Origin of the sequence: Salipaludibacillus keqinensis (assembly GCF_003226325.1) — a bacterium.
GTDB classification, from domain to species: Bacteria; Bacillota; Bacilli; order Bacillales; family Salisediminibacteriaceae; genus Salipaludibacillus; species Salipaludibacillus keqinensis.
The window spans coordinates 25,216-40,239 of the sequence record NZ_PDOD01000003.1; the positions used below are offsets into that span (position 1 = coordinate 25,216).

The 15,024-nt window shown below is 44.0% G+C and carries 18 protein-coding genes; all 18 read left to right on the plus strand.

All coding sequences use genetic code 11. The annotated features are described in order from the left end of the window. The first annotated feature begins 7 nt into the window (after window positions 1–7). Window positions 8–697 (plus strand): stage II sporulation protein R, encoded by a 690-nt coding sequence (gene spoIIR / locus CR194_RS12515; RefSeq protein ID WP_158282255.1) that lies wholly within the window; start codon window positions 8–10, stop codon window positions 695–697. 116 nt (window positions 698–813) lie between these two features. Further along, window positions 814–1,266, plus strand: coding sequence for a GNAT family N-acetyltransferase (locus CR194_RS12520; protein ID WP_110610036.1), 453 nt, complete (start codon window positions 814–816; stop codon window positions 1,264–1,266). A gap of 159 nt (window positions 1,267–1,425) precedes the next feature. Continuing rightward, window positions 1,426–2,475 carry an L-threonylcarbamoyladenylate synthase gene (locus tag CR194_RS12525; protein ID WP_110610037.1) on the plus strand — a complete coding sequence of 350 codons (1,050 nt, stop codon included), beginning with the start codon at window positions 1,426–1,428 and terminating at the stop codon, window positions 2,473–2,475. Window positions 2,476–2,563: 88 nt separating this feature from the next. Continuing rightward, window positions 2,564–3,097 (plus strand): manganese efflux pump MntP, encoded by a 534-nt coding sequence (locus CR194_RS12530; RefSeq protein ID WP_110610489.1) that lies wholly within the window; start codon window positions 2,564–2,566, stop codon window positions 3,095–3,097. A 134-nt stretch (window positions 3,098–3,231) separates the two neighbouring features. Then, the gene (locus CR194_RS12535; RefSeq protein WP_110610038.1) at window positions 3,232–3,891 is read left to right on the plus strand and encodes a low molecular weight protein arginine phosphatase; all 660 of its coding nucleotides are present in this window, start codon (window positions 3,232–3,234) and stop codon (window positions 3,889–3,891) included. Between the two features lie 36 nt (window positions 3,892–3,927). Beyond that, window positions 3,928–4,170: a hypothetical protein gene (locus CR194_RS12540; protein ID WP_146035949.1), complete on the plus strand. Its 243-nt coding sequence runs from the start codon at window positions 3,928–3,930 to the stop codon at window positions 4,168–4,170. An 80-nt stretch (window positions 4,171–4,250) separates the two neighbouring features. Continuing rightward, window positions 4,251–4,700, plus strand: coding sequence for a ribose 5-phosphate isomerase B (gene rpiB / locus CR194_RS12545; RefSeq protein ID WP_110610040.1), 450 nt, complete (start codon window positions 4,251–4,253; stop codon window positions 4,698–4,700). Between the two features lie 45 nt (window positions 4,701–4,745). After that, complete coding sequence (locus CR194_RS12550) at window positions 4,746–5,312, plus strand: TIGR01440 family protein (RefSeq protein ID WP_110610041.1); 567 nt, start codon at window positions 4,746–4,748, stop codon at window positions 5,310–5,312. Between the two features lie 350 nt (window positions 5,313–5,662). Next, window positions 5,663–6,922, plus strand: coding sequence for a serine hydroxymethyltransferase (locus CR194_RS12555; RefSeq protein ID WP_110610042.1), 1,260 nt, complete (start codon window positions 5,663–5,665; stop codon window positions 6,920–6,922). Between the two features lie 170 nt (window positions 6,923–7,092). Continuing rightward, window positions 7,093–7,722, plus strand: coding sequence for a uracil phosphoribosyltransferase (upp, locus tag CR194_RS12560; protein ID WP_110610043.1), 630 nt, complete (start codon window positions 7,093–7,095; stop codon window positions 7,720–7,722). Window positions 7,723–7,941: 219 nt separating this feature from the next. Further along, on the plus strand, window positions 7,942–10,179 hold the full coding sequence (locus CR194_RS12565) for a S8 family serine peptidase (RefSeq protein ID WP_269845718.1): 2,238 nt from the start codon (window positions 7,942–7,944) through the stop codon (window positions 10,177–10,179). A 358-nt stretch (window positions 10,180–10,537) separates the two neighbouring features. Continuing rightward, the gene (locus tag CR194_RS12570) at window positions 10,538–10,771 is read left to right on the plus strand and encodes an AtpZ/AtpI family protein (RefSeq protein ID WP_110610044.1); all 234 of its coding nucleotides are present in this window, start codon (window positions 10,538–10,540) and stop codon (window positions 10,769–10,771) included. Next, window positions 10,768–11,148, plus strand: coding sequence for an ATP synthase subunit I (locus CR194_RS12575; protein WP_110610045.1), 381 nt, complete (start codon window positions 10,768–10,770; stop codon window positions 11,146–11,148). The genes CR194_RS12570 and CR194_RS12575 overlap by 4 nt, the downstream gene beginning before the upstream one ends. 84 nt (window positions 11,149–11,232) lie before the next feature. Continuing rightward, on the plus strand, window positions 11,233–11,955 hold the full coding sequence (gene atpB, locus CR194_RS12580; RefSeq protein WP_110610046.1) for a F0F1 ATP synthase subunit A: 723 nt from the start codon (window positions 11,233–11,235) through the stop codon (window positions 11,953–11,955). A gap of 93 nt (window positions 11,956–12,048) precedes the next feature. Then, window positions 12,049–12,270 carry a F0F1 ATP synthase subunit C gene (gene atpE, locus CR194_RS12585; protein WP_110610047.1) on the plus strand — a complete coding sequence of 74 codons (222 nt, stop codon included), beginning with the start codon at window positions 12,049–12,051 and terminating at the stop codon, window positions 12,268–12,270. Between the two features lie 98 nt (window positions 12,271–12,368). After that, the gene (atpF, locus tag CR194_RS12590) at window positions 12,369–12,866 is read left to right on the plus strand and encodes a F0F1 ATP synthase subunit B (protein ID WP_110610048.1); all 498 of its coding nucleotides are present in this window, start codon (window positions 12,369–12,371) and stop codon (window positions 12,864–12,866) included. Further along, a complete protein-coding gene (locus CR194_RS12595) occupies window positions 12,863–13,417 on the plus strand; it encodes a F0F1 ATP synthase subunit delta (protein ID WP_110610049.1) in 555 nt (184 codons plus the stop codon). Before atpF ends, CR194_RS12595 begins: the two co-directional genes overlap by 4 nt. A gap of 11 nt (window positions 13,418–13,428) precedes the next feature. Continuing rightward, window positions 13,429–14,934, plus strand: coding sequence for a F0F1 ATP synthase subunit alpha (atpA, locus tag CR194_RS12600; protein WP_110610050.1), 1,506 nt, complete (start codon window positions 13,429–13,431; stop codon window positions 14,932–14,934). Window positions 14,935–15,024: the final 90 nt, after the last annotated feature.

The following is a 15,024-nucleotide window of genomic DNA, read 5'->3' on the forward strand; positions in this document are numbered from 1 at the left end:
GATCACCATGTACAAGAAAACTCGATCATTTTTTACGAAGCGCGCTCAATTTTTAACGATGCCATTATACGCTTTTTTTATTATATCAATGCTGGTGTTGTCTTGGGAGGCTCATTTCTTCTATCCGAACTATGCCGGGGCATCTACGTTAGCGGTGGTCAGTATGAATGAGAGTAGCCAGGCAGACTTTATTCCGGAAGAATCCATTCGACTTCGGATCAAGTCCAATAGCAACTCAGCGGTGGATCAACAGGTGAAAATCAATATCCGAGATGAAGTGAATCGTCACATATCTGAATGGACTAGTACGATGACAGATCTGGCCGATGCTCGTCATGAAATTGAGACGAGGATGCCGGAACTTGAAACGGTGATTATGAATGAGTTAGAAAAATTGGGAAAAAAGACTTCATTTCGCGTGTCGCTGGCAGACGTTGACTTTCCCACAAAGCAATATGGAAATCGCGTCTATCCAGCTGGCGAGTACGAAGCAGTATTTATTGAACTGGGTGATGGACTTGGGGATAACTGGTGGTGTGTTCTTTTTCCGCCCCTATGTTTCGTAGATTTTGCTGAAGGTAGTGATCAACCAGTCGAGGTCGACCAAGAAGAAGAGGAGGAAGAAGAAGAGGTGCAAATCTCCTTCTTCGTTGTAGATGTGGTTCAAAGCCTCTGGGGAAAAATAACCGGAGCGTAAGATTTATCCACAAATGATCCACAATCCCTCTATGAATCTCTGAAAATAGTCATCATATTCCGTTCCTTTTTGAATAAGCTATAGTACAAGCTTTAGTTTAGGAAGGAAGGGATACAATGAGTGTCGTGATTCGTGAAGCAGTGGAAGAAGATGTACTGGCTATTCAACATTTTATTAGTAGAGCAGGGATTCCTTTAGATTCTGTTCCGCTAGATAGGCAGAAATTCCTTGTAGCTGAAAACGAAGAGAAAGAGTTTGTAGCCACAGCGGCAGTTCAACAAGTAACGGATGAAGAAACATTACTCCGTTCGTTTATTGTAGATGGAGGAAAGGTCAATGGCAGTTTTGTCTTGAAAATGCTTGAGACGTGCCTTCAATATGCCTGGCAAAAAGGGGCAACTACTGTCTATGTGATGGTGAACCAAGCTGGAGATATGCTTGAGAAACTGGGGTTTCAACCGGTATCGCCTGACGAACGATCAGTTGCCCTCATGAAACTTCCGGAAGTGGTGTCACATCTTGAAGAGGGACGAGTCCTGTATAAACAAACAAACAGTGTGGATAATTAGTCCACTTATACCCACCCCTCCACAACGTTATCAACAGAGTTAACAAGGTTATCCACTGCTAAATGTGGATAACCTTGTTTTTGTCGTGAAACCTCCTCGACTCCTATTGACATTATCTCCAATCAAACGCACAATAATGAACAGCTAGGAGGAACTAACATGACATATCAACAAAAAAACTATTGGGTTGTGGATAAAACCGTGGATAACTTATCTTCCACAGAAGAAATTTTACAAGCGGCCCATCACATACAGCAAAATCACGTCATTGCCTTCCCGACGGAAACGGTTTACGGGCTTGGAGGGAATGCTCAATCAGATGAAGCTGTGAACCGTATTTTTAACGCAAAAGGTCGCCCGTCTGACAATCCTCTTATAGTGCATATCTCTGCACAAGAACAACTAGAACAGTATGTTCAGGAGATTCCAGATCAGGCTAGAAGATTGATGGAAGCCTTTTGGCCAGGCCCATTAACGATTGTGTTTCGTCATAACGGAACGTTATCCACAAAAGTCACAGCTGGATTAAATACAGTGGCGGTGCGAATGCCCGATCATCCTGTGGCCTTAGCTCTTATTGAAGCAGCCGATCGGCCAATTGCGGCCCCGAGTGCCAACCGCTCAGGACGCCCTAGCCCTACAACGGCAACGCATGTGCATGATGATTTAAGCGGGCGGATTGCCGGTATTGTGGATGGAGGCCCTACAGGAATAGGGGTGGAATCTACTGTCGTTGACTGCTCGTCAGAACAAGTGATGATCCTTCGCCCAGGAGGAGTGACTAAAGAAGCCTTGGAGGAAGTCGTGGGGCAAGTGGATGTCGACCCTGCTTTAATAGAAATCAATCAGGCTCCTCGCTCCCCAGGAATGAAATATACCCATTATGCTCCGACGGCTCCTCTCATCTTAGTAGATGGAGATGTGGATTACTTTTGCGAGCAGATTATACGTGCCCAAGACGACGGGCAGCGGGTTGGAGCTTTGATTACCAATGAGTACTGTGGCATGACAGGCGCCAATAAAGAAGTTCTTATGGGAGTGAGCACGGAGTTGTCCACAATTGCTCAACACCTATATGATTCCCTACGCTCTTTTGGGGAAAACGAGGTAGACGTAATTTTTGCCCAAGTGTTTACTGACTCACACCTTGGAAGTGCAATCATGAACAGGTTAACGAAAGCTGCAGGTGGAACGGTGAGGCGACAATGATCTGATCGAAATAATCATACTAAACCCCTTTGGACATGCATAAATTAGAGTAGCTAGTCCGAGGGGGGATTTTGTGTTAGGCGAACTAATGACAATAGGAATGATGGCAGTTGCCTTAAGCCTGGATGCCTTTTCAATATCGATCGGCCTTGGATTACTGGGACTTAGATATCGTCGCGTAGCGATGATTGGTTTAGCTGTCGGTGCTTTTCATGGGGCGATGCCTTTACTAGGATTGTTTATCGGGAGAATTCTCTCGCAATATATGGGGTCGCTGGCTATTTTCATCGGAGGATGCGGTCTAGTCATATTAGGCGTGCAGATGATTGTGTCTTCTTTGCGGGAAGATTCAGCACTGTTTTTTTCACCTAAAGGGATCGGTCTGTTTGTTTTTGCCATAAGCGTTAGTTTAGACAGTTTTTCCGCCGGATTAAGCTTAGGAATGCTTGGTGCAAAAACGTGGGTTACGGTCGTTAGTTTCGCTATGTTCAGTGCGATATTCACGTGGGCGGGTCTTCTATTAGGAAAACAAGTCGGTCCCCTTGTAGGGAGTCGCGGGGAATGTATCGGTGGTTTTGTTTTGCTCTTGTTTGGGGTAAAAATGATTATAGGAGCTATTTGAGTAGAATTATCCAATTTTTTCAAGTCAATAAACACGAATGTTTTAGGACTTGTGATAAACTATAATAGGATGTTTGTACTTGAACTGTCAAAATAAAAAACAATAAACCAACCAATGATGAGGAAGTGAGACGCATGGAGAAAATTCTTTTTGTATGTACAGGCAACACGTGTCGAAGCCCGATTGCGGAAGCGATATTTGAGCATAAAAAGCAGTCAGAATCCTTTGAAGCAAGGTCCGCCGGTGTTCATGGGATGGAAGGAATGTCCATGTCAGAAGGCTCGAAATCCGTTCTTGCGAAACGAGGCATTATGGAAAGTCATCAGTCTAAGAATATCACCGATGAATTGGTCAACTGGTCTGACGTGGTGTTAACTATGACAGAAAACCATAAACGAATTGTCGTAGAGCAGTACCCTGAACTAGCGGACAATGTCTATACGTTAAAGGAATTTGTACTAAATGATCCGGACTTGAAAAAGAAGAGGGAAGATTTGAAGTATCATTTGGCGCAATTGGAATTGAAACGGGCGACGTTTTTAACAGAAAATCAGGCGAAAGTCGAAAAATATAATCAAAAGAAACAAATTAATAAACAAACGGAGCTTGAAGAAGAGTTATTGAATCAGCTTCATCCTCATCAAGCGGCGATTGACCGTCTTGAATGGGACTTGCCATCTCTTGATATTCGTGATCCTTTTGGGGCCGATCACGAGGAATACGAGCAAACGTATAAAGAGATTGAAGCGGCGATCGATCGATTATTACAGCAGTTAGAGAATACAACAGAATAATTCAGTTCTTAGGGGAACATACTGGGGGAGAGTATGTTGGCAGAAAGACGCTACACGTTTGGCATTAGAAAGAAAATGGTGGTGGGGATCTGCTCAGTTGCAGCAGTTACATATGCTACAAGTGCTTTGTTTATTTTTTACTTAAGTGATCTGATCGGTGAGATCTTAGGGATGAATCCCGTTACATTCTTGATTGCCGCGTTTGTATTAGGGATTCTTTGGTGTGGCATTTTAGGAGCGAATAACTTGAAAAAAACGATCATTCGTTTTACTGTTTAATTAACAGGCACGTCTAGTCATATGGCTTTAGACATGGAACATGTCCTAATGTTATGAAATTCTGAAGGAGGACGAAACAAATGAAAATTGCTATTGGATCTGATCATGCGGGTTATGCCCTCAAAGAAGATATAATTAACGTCATCAAAGACCTTGGACACGAAGTGAAAGATGTGGGATGTGACTGCGCCGACTCAGTCGATTACGCTGACTACGGTATTCCAGCAGCAGAAATGGTTGCCAACGGCGAAGTAGATCGGGGAATCGTCATTTGTGGGACAGGGATTGGCATGTCCATTTCTGCCAACAAAGTGAAAGGCATTCGTTGTGCCCTTGTACATGATCTCTTTTCAGCAAAGGCGACGAGAGAACACAATGACTCGAACGTTCTGGCTATGGGAGAGCGTGTGGTTGGCCCTGGTTTAGCGCAAGAAATTGCTAAAGTTTGGCTATCCACTGAATTTGAAGGCGGCCGTCATGAGCGTCGTATTGGAAAAATTGCAGAATATGAAACAAAAAATGAAGGGTGATGTCATCCTTCATTTCTTTCTATCTAAATCAGGAGGTGTTTAACGATGACCCATTCATTTACTGGACAACTTGCCCCACAATTAACACAAGCATTAGCCGAATTTCAAGAAGCTGCTAATCTCCAAGAGGGTGACTTGCTAGTGGTAGGCACAAGCACTAGTGAAGTAATCGGTCAACACATCGGAAGCGCTGGTACAACAGAAGTAGCGACAGAACTGTGGACCGTATTGAACCAGTTCCAAGAAAAAACAGGTGTCAACCTCGCCTTTCAATGCTGTGAACACTTGAATCGCGCACTCGTCATCGATCGCATGGTAGCGAAAAGTCATCGTTTTGAACCAGTCTCTGTGGTACCAGTGCCGAAAGCAGGCGGTTCGATGGCCTCCTTCGTTTTCAATAACATGAACGATCCCGTCATCGTCGAAGAAATTCAGGCAGACGCTGGGATCGATATCGGTGACACATTCATTGGCATGCACCTGAAAAAAGTCGCTGTTCCCGTCCGTACATCGGTGAAGGAAATAGGGGAAGCCCACCTCACCCTAGCCAGAACTCGGCCGAAGTTAATCGGCGGCGCTCGAGCGACGTACACCATTAAAATAGACGAATAGCATGGTATGGAAGCAGGAAACTATGGCGAATAGTTTCCTTTTTTTTGTTGTGGGAGGGTAGGAGTGAGGACATGACGTGTCATGCTAGGTAGGTGCTATTTAGGTGCTACCAGCACAGGACGACCCCAAAACCACATAAAGTACTGCCCAATTTTAAACACTAATACCAATAATAGTAGGAATATTCAGCGCATTTGAAAATGATAGCGCCTACATTTGTCTGACATGTGCGGTTGCCTTTTACATCTGAGGCAGAAACGTATAAAATAGAAAGCAGATTGAAATTCGAACACGTATAGACAGTTTTCTTCATGGTCCGCGTGAAACAGTTCAGGGAGGGTTTTGACAAAATGACGACGATTGATAAGCAGGAATTAAGTCACGTTAGAACACAGGATAAAGAAGTATTTGCGGCAATGGAAGCTGAGCTTAAGCGCCAGCAAGACAACATTGAACTGATTGCTTCAGAAAATTTTGTTTCTAAAGCAGTAATGGAAGCGCAAGGTTCAGTGCTCACGAACAAATATGCTGAAGGGTATCCAGGTAAACGATACTATGGTGGCTGTGAGCATGTGGACGTCGTTGAAAACATTGCTCGCGACCGTGCTAAAGAACTTTTTGGTGCTGAGTATGTCAACGTTCAACCGCACTCCGGTGCGCAGGCAAATATGGCTGTTTATTTTGCTTTTCTAGAACAAGGTGACACCGTTCTTGGTATGAACTTGTCTCATGGCGGGCACTTAACCCACGGTAGCCCAGTGAACTTCAGTGGAAAGCAATATAACTTTGTTGATTATGGTGTGGATAAAGAGACAGCTACGATTAATTATGAAGATGTCCGAGCGAAAGCGATCGAACATCAACCGAAAATGATTGTAGCCGGAGCTAGCGCTTATCCACGGGAAATTGACTTCGCGAAATTTCGCGAAATTGCCGATGAAGTCAATGCTTACTTGATGGTTGACATGGCACATATTGCTGGTTTAATTGCTACAGGCGATCATCAGAGCCCCGTTCCTTATGCTGACTTTGTGACGACAACGACGCACAAAACTCTTCGTGGACCTCGTGGCGGGATGATTCTTGCTAAAGAAGAATACGGCAAGAAGATTGATAAGGCGATTTTCCCTGGTCTTCAAGGTGGACCTTTGATGCACGTGATCGCTTCAAAGGCAGTGGCATTTGGCGAAGCTTTAACAGACGAATTTGCTAAGTATTCTAAGCAAATCAAATCAAATGCCGCTTCACTAGCCGCCTCTCTGAAAGAGGAAGGCATTGATCTTGTCTCAGGAGGAACGGATAACCACTTAGTCCTTCTTGATTTAAGAGGATTATCTATGACAGGAAAAATCGCCGAGGAAGCGTTGGACAAGGTGGGAATTACGACGAACAAAAATACCATCCCATTTGACCCGGAAAGCCCGTTCGTTACTAGTGGTTTGCGCATTGGTACGGCGGCTGTCACGTCTCGTGGTTTCCAGGAAAAAGAGCTGGAGACGGTTGGTAAAATTATGGCGCTTGTATTGAAAAACGTGGAAGATGAAGCGAAGTTGAAAGAGGCAAAGGATCAAGTTCGTGAATTAACTGGTCGTTTTCCGATGTATGAATAGTAATCGAGTAGCACCTGCTTTTGTCAGGTGCTACACTTCTGTGGAATTAAGTCTTGAATGTGAGTGTCATTTTATGTAGAATTCGTAGAGGTGCGTGAATGACGGGCTTACAAGAAGTCATCGTCGTTTACATGGAAAACTGAATTTTAAAGACGAAGGAGCGGGGTTTCATGGGCAAAATGTATGTGTTTGATCATCCTCTTATCCAACACAAATTGACGTATATACGCGACAAGGGCACGGGTACGAAGGAATTTCGTGAACTGACGAATGAGATTGCCGGATTGATGGCATTTGAAATTACTAGAGAGCTTCCTCTTCGGGAAGTTGAAGTAGAAACGCCAGTATCGAAAGCGAAATGCAAAACGATTTCCGGGAAAAAATTAGGGATTATTCCCATTTTACGTGCTGGACTTGGCATGGTAGACGGAATTCTTGAGTTGATTCCTGCTGCAAAAGTCGGTCACGTCGGTTTATATCGTGATCCGGATACATTAAAGCCGGTAGAATATTACGTGAAGCTTCCGAAAGACATAGAAGAGCGTGAATTAATCGTAGTGGATCCGATGCTTGCTACTGGTGGATCGGCGATTGAAGCCATTAACGTCGTGAAAAAACGTGGCGCGAAGAACATCAAATTGATGTGTCTTGTAGCTGCACCAGAGGGCGTGGAGGAAATGCAGAAAGCTCATCCCGATGTAGACATCTATCTAGCGGCCATGGATGAGAAGTTAAATGAAAAAGGCTATATCGTTCCAGGGTTAGGGGACGCAGGAGACCGGTTGTTCGGAACGAAATAATAAAATAGGAACAATGTGAAGCAAAATCCAGGGAGTATCCTGGGTTTTGCTTTTTTCGTTTTTTCGCGCATTTGTTCAACAACGGATAAAACGGTTGTAGATGACAAATCCTAGAATATTAGCAGACGTTTATGAAAGAAGGGATCAGCGTTGAACAATCATTCCTACAAGCGACGAACATTATTCTTCCTAGGGGTATTTCTGTTTATCTCGTGTATCGTGACAATAAGTATTCCAAGTATGGGAGTGGCTCAAGGTAAGGACATGGATTCGGTATTTTTCCCGGATCGGCCAGAAGTGTTTCAAGAAGCCTTGCCTAGCAGTGCATCTGAAGAGGGTGCCTCAATCTACATCATAGAAACGGAGTCGGATCCGGAGGCGCTAGCCGTCTCTGTTGAAGAAAGAGTAGACGGGGCAAGAGTTCGAAAGGTTTTCCCTCACATATACAATGGCTTCTCCGTTCAACTTCCTCCTGATAAAGTGAGTGAACTGAGTCAGTTGGAAGGAATCGAGCGTATTGATGAGATCGCATACTACGAGCCTTATGTGGATGAAAGTGTGCCATTTATTGGCGGAACGAGTGGAGAAATAAGTAGCCTGTTTACAAGAGAAGATGACCAACTCACGGGCAAAGGGGTAAAAGTGGCTGTCATAGATACGGGCGTGGATTATGAACACCCCGATTTAAAAGGTAATTATCGCGGGGGATTTGATGTGATCGATCAAGATGATGATCCGATGGAAACTCGGAAAGAACAAGGGCTACCAACCCTCCACGGCACCCACGTAGCGGGGATTATCTCAGCTAACGGAAAATTAAAGGGGGTCGCACCTGAAGCGGATATTTATGCTTACCGAGCTCTAGGTCCAACGGGCATGGGAACGACAGAACAAGTCATTGAAGCGATTGAAAAAGCGGTGGAAGAAAAAGTGGATGTGATTAACCTGTCTCTCGGAAATACCGTCAATGGACCTGACTGGCCGACGAGTATCGCTCTAGATAAAGCGGTTAAGAAAGGGGTGGTCGCTGTCACCTCTAACGGCAACAGTGGACCGAATTTATGGACAGTCGGCTCTCCAGGAACCTCCGCTGGAGCTATTTCTGTGGGAGCTTCTACACCGCCTATGATGATTCCCTATTTAATTACTGATTCAGACCGTGACGAAGAGATTCCTGTTCAACCTATGCAAAAGGCAAAGAAATGGGATGTGAAACGTTCTTATCCTATTGTAGACGTTGGTTTAGGGAGAGAAGAAGATTACGAGGATGTTGATCCTAGAGGGAAGATCGTATTGGCGAAGCGAGGGATCATTAGTTTTACCATGAAGGCAAAAATCGCCAAGGCGAAAGGGGCCAAGGCATTAATCGTCTACAACCATCAACCGGGAGAGTTTGCGGGCATGCTTGAAGAGCCGGTGGATCTACCGGTGGTCAGTGTTACGAAAGAGGACGGCGAGCGATTAACGGAAAAACTAAGTGATAACAACCAAGAGCACGTGAGGACGATTTACCGACAAGAAGAAGATCAAATCGCTCCATTTAGCTCTCGGGGACCTGTTACTCATACGTGGGAAGTGAAGCCAGATTTGGTAGCTCCTGGCGTTCAGATCGATAGCACTGTTCCAAGCGGATATTTGGATTTGAATGGAACGAGCATGGCCGCCCCTCATGTGACAGGCGCTGTTGCTCTATTAAAACAGAAATATCCGGACTGGACGCCTGAACAAATCAAAGCAGCTCTGATGAATACAGCGAAAACATTGGAAGATTCTGATGGCAATCCATATCCGCCTCATGTTCAAGGAACAGGCAGAATTCAACTGGACGAGGCCTTGTCTGTCGAAACCCTTGTCTATCCGGGGCAAATAAGTTTCGGGCAGTGGCTCAAAACGGATAGCAGACTGGAAAAAGAAGTACGTCTAACGATTGAAAACCTCTCAGACAAGCGGAAAAAATACACGGTGGAACCGCCGTTCGAGGTGCCCGACGGTATTCAGTGGAAAGTTCCCTTTTCTACGTACATCGATCCAGGAGATAAACAAGAAGTTTCTATCTCTGTAGATGTTTTCCCGTCTGTTTTTGAAGAAGGAATTTATCATGACCGAATCAAGGTTGTGAGCGGCGATGAAGTGACTTATGTTCCTTATTTGTTTTTTGTGGAAGAGCCTGACTATCCTCGTCTTATGTCGTTCATGTTTGAAATGGCTGACCCGAACACCTATCATTACGAGGTCTATTTACCAGGCGGCGCGGAAGAACTAGGCATCGCATTGTACGATCCCGACACTTTCCGGTTCATTACTTATTTGGATGTAGAAGAAGATGTCCATCGGGGAATGTTCGAAAAAAATATTGAGGTGAAAGGTGTTCCCACTGGGATCTACAAAGCGCTCGTTTATGCCAAAAAAGGGGAGAAAGAGGATACACTTGAGCAAATGTTGTATATCGGTGAGTGATCGTTTTGGTTCCGGGTACACCGGTTCCTGGAACGCTGGTTCCGGTGGCAATCGTTCCCGGAACCCGCAAACCCACCTGCCATCTATTTACAGAAAATTTAAAATACAATTTTATTGAAAATTCCAAAGACATATTACGGAAATGTATGTATAATAGAAAACGTGTAAAAAGTCATTTTTTGTAGTTTTTGTGAACGTGGGTGAAAGCGTTTCAAATCTCTTTCGTAAATCGCTTGCAATCCCTTTATACTCCGCATGTTATATTGACACAAAAACCTGCCTGTTGTACGATTACAGAGGATATCTACCATAGTGAAAATAAAGTTGAATCGTGATTCAACAGTTTAGGTGGGAAATGATGTCTGAACCTTCGAAGTATCGCCAATTAATGAGATCATTTGCACTGATGAGTACGATCACATCGTACTTGGTCGGATCCATCTTAATCGGTGTATTCGGTGGTAGGTGGCTCGATCAACAGTTTAATGGTGGGGGACTTTATCTTGTTCTTGGTATGATTGTCGGATTAACGACGGCCATTTTCGGGATTTACAAAGCGGTTCATCAGTTTACAGGAGACGATTCATCATGAACGACATCAGCGTGTTAGTGAAACGCTATGCAATTTACACACTGATCATCATGGTCATTCTGGTGGTTACAGCTTTGGTTACTTCTGAACCAGCCTTTTTTACCGGCATGGCTCTCGGGACAAGCTTTAGTTTAGTGAATTTGTTAAGTACATATTTTCAAGTGAAGCGTCTTGGGAAATCGGTGACTGACCGGAAATTTAGAATTTCCGTTGGGACATTAGGGAGAATGATCATTGTAGTATTCGCCCTCGTCATCGCACAGCAGTTTCCCCATGTTTTTCATCTAACAGGAGTGATCATAGGATTGGCAGTAACCTATATCATCCTCTTGATAGATCCTATTTTCCACAATAAAGCATTTGCACTAAAAGAGTGACCGTCCGGCTCGCCGGGTTTGAATTGTCTGTATAAATGAACAGCAACGTCACTTTTGGCAATCAGAGAAAAGAGGTGAAATGGATTGGATAGTCACTTTTTAAAAGTCGATCTATTTGGAATTCCGTGGTTAACAGTGAATGTTCCTAATTTGATCTTGACTACTGTCGCCATGGCCATCGTCTTTTTTGTGACATTTTTTATGTCGAGAAAAATTCAGATGTATCCAACCGGCGCACAAAATGCCTTGGAGTACCTCGTTCAGTTCATCAAAAATGTAATCAGCAGTACGATGGATTGGAAGCAGGGAAAGAATTTTATTATGTTAGGAATCACAATCATTCTCTATGTATTTGTGGCCAACATGATGGGTGTTCCGTTTGAGTTGGCAACGGCCGATCACGATGTGTGGTGGAATTCCCCAACATCAAATCCGGTATTAACCATCTCATTAGCGGCATTTATTATCATTCTGACCCATATTTACGGGTTGAAGTTGAAAGGACCGAAAGAATACGGGAAAGATTATTTCCGTCCGGCCTTTTTCATGGCACCATTTAAAGTGATAGAGGATTTATCAAATACTCTTACACTTGGAATGCGTCTTTACGCCAACATTTATGCAAAAGAAATGATTATGGTCATGCTTGTGGGACTTGGAGCCTCAGGAGTATTCTGGGCATTCGGGGCATTTATACCCCTTGTCGTTTTCCAGGCATTCAGTGTCTTCATCGGGTCGCTACAGGCGTTTATCTTCTGTATGTTGACCATGGTGTATATGGCTCATAAAGTAAGTGAAGAACACTAAATTATCGTGAATAAGAACTCTTTTACATAAGTGAAGAGGGATTTATTTCATAAAAAAACTAATTTTTTAAATATCTAAAGGAGGATTTTTATTATGGGTTCAATCGCTATTGCAGTCGCAATTACAGCAGGGTTAGCAGCTATCGCAGGGGCATTCGGGGTAGCAATCGTTGTGAGAAGTACGTTACAAGGGATTACACGTCAACCGGAGATTCGCGGTCCACTTCAAACAGTTATGTTCATTGGTGTACCACTTGTTGAGGCCCTTCCGATCTTCGCAATCGTTATCGCCTTCTTGTTATTAGGAAACATGTAAGGACACACTTTTGAATGAATAAATGGCGGAGAAGGTAATTCATACAATCTTCGCCATTCCTTTTGTAAGACGAACAGGGAAAAAAGGAGGCGAATTCGTTGTTTGATATCTATGAGATCGAATGGGTCAATGCTATCTATCAGATAGCAGCCTTTCTAGTATTACTAATGCTTTTAAAGAAGTTTGCGTTTGGTCCGATCATGGATATGATGGAGAAACGTGAGCAGCATGTAGCCGATCAAATCGCTTCCGCGGAGAAAAACCGTGCAGATGCTGAAAAATATTTAGCTGAACAACGGGAAGCTATTCAAGCAGCCCGTCAGGAAGCCAAGGACATCGTTGAAAACTCAAAGAAAATGAGTGATCAACAGGCGAATGATATCGTGCAAGGCGCAAAAAAAGAAGCAGAGCGTTTAAAGCAAACGGCTCTTGCAGAAATCAACACAGAAAAAGAACAAGCAATCTCCGCGCTTCGTGAGCAAGTTTCGACCTTGTCTGTACTTGTGGCAACCAAGGTAATTGAGAAGGAATTGGATGAAAAAGAGCAAGAAAAACTCATTCAAGACACTCTTAGAGAAGTGGGCGAGGACCTATGAGAAGACATCCAATAGGTTATCGATACGCCTATGCCATGTTTGAGTTAGCTAGAGAACAAGGCACTCTCGTAGAAACAATGGAAGACCTTGAGGTTGTTTCACAAGTATTCGAGGATACGAACCTTCTTGACGAAGTGTTCAGACACCCGAAAATGACCAACGATGAAAAGAAAACGATTTTAAAAAATACGTTTTCAACTAAAGTAAGCTCATCGGTGCTGCACCTACTCTTATTATTAATTGATAACAAGAGGCTAGACGTGTTGTACCCAATCGTAGACAATTATAAGCAATTGACAAATGAAGCAAGAGGCATCGCTGAAGCGACTGTATACTCAGCTAAAAAGCTAAGCGATCCAGAACGACTGGCTGTAGCCAACGTCTTCTCTAAACGAGCAGGCAAAACACAGTTAATTATTGAGAATATCGTCGACGAACAGATCATCGGCGGATTAAAAATCCGAATCGGAGATACCGTTTATGATGGAAGCGTCGCCAACCAACTTGCACGCATTCAAGCGCGCATGATACACGGGAACGTTAGTAGATAGGGGTGAACGAAATGAGCATCAGAGCCGATGAAATTAGCTCTCTGTTAAAAAAGCAGATCGAAGGCTATCAATCTGAAATTGAAGTCAACGATGTAGGAACCGTCATCCGTGTCGGGGACGGGATCGCAGTAGCTCACGGACTTGAAAACGCAATGGCTGGTGAGCTGCTTGAATTTTCCAACGGTGTCATGGGAATGGCACAAAACTTAGAAGAAAACACGGTCGGGATTATCATTCTCGGTCCATTTAGAGACATTCGTGAAGGTGACGAAGTTCGTCGAACAGGACGAATCATGGAAGTTCCTGTCGGTGAAGAACTTCTTGGTCGCGTTGTTAATCCACTAGGTCAGCCGCTTGATGGCATGGGCCCAGTTGAAACAAACAAGACGCGTCCAATTGAAGGACAAGCACCAGGAGTTATGGATCGTAAATCCGTTCATGAACCACTTCAAACAGGTGTTAAAGCGATTGACTCTCTTATTCCAATTGGCCGAGGTCAGCGTGAGTTGATCATCGGTGACCGTCAGACAGGTAAAACAGCGATTGCCATCGATACAATCATTAACCAAAAAGAAGAAGATATGATTTGTATTTATGTAGCGATTGGTCAAAAAGAATCCACAGTGGCAGGCGTAGTAGACACACTTCGTCAACACGGAGCACTTGACTACACGATCGTTGTGACAGCTAGTGCATCTCAACCAGCACCGCTTCTTTTCCTTGCACCTTATGCAGGGGTAACGATGGGTGAGGAATTCATGTACAACGGCAAACACGTTCTCGTTATTTATGATGACTTAACGAAGCAAGCAGCTGCGTACCGTGAACTTTCCTTGTTACTTCGCCGTCCTCCAGGTCGGGAAGCTTTCCCAGGGGATGTATTCTACCTTCACTCACGTTTATTAGAGCGTGCAGCGAAACTAAGTGACGATAAAGGAGCAGGCTCATTAACGGCTCTTCCTTTTATTGAAACACAAGCAGGGGACATTGGAGCGTATATCCCGACGAACGTAATTTCGATTACCGACGGACAGATCTTCCTTCAATCGAACCTTTTCTTCTCAGGTGTACGACCAGCGATTGATGCCGGTTTATCCGTATCCCGAGTTGGGGGATCTGCTCAAATTAAAGCGATGAAGAAGGTTGCCGGGACACTTCGTCTCGATTTGGCCTCGTATCGTGAATTAGAAGCATTTACTCAGTTCGGTTCAGATCTCGATGCGTCTACGCAGGCGAAGTTGAACCGTGGGGCACGTACTGTAGAAGTATTAAAGCAAGGCCTTCACCAACCACTTGCCGTTGAAAAACAAGTATTCATCCTATTCGCTTTAACAAAAGGCTTCTTGGATGATGTAGAAGTAGAAGATATCAGTCGCTTTGAAGCGGAACTGTTTACATTCTTAGAACATAATCAGAAGGACCTTCTGTCAACGATCAAAAACACAGGAGCCTTAGCTGATGATGGCGCTATGAGAAGCGCAATCGAAGAATTCAAGAAGACTTTCCAAGCAAAGTAATCGACTGAATGAAAGATACTGTTTAAAAAAAGAAAAGCATCCAGCCTCGGCTGCCATCACCAGCATGTAAGCCGGGGACACATGGATTTT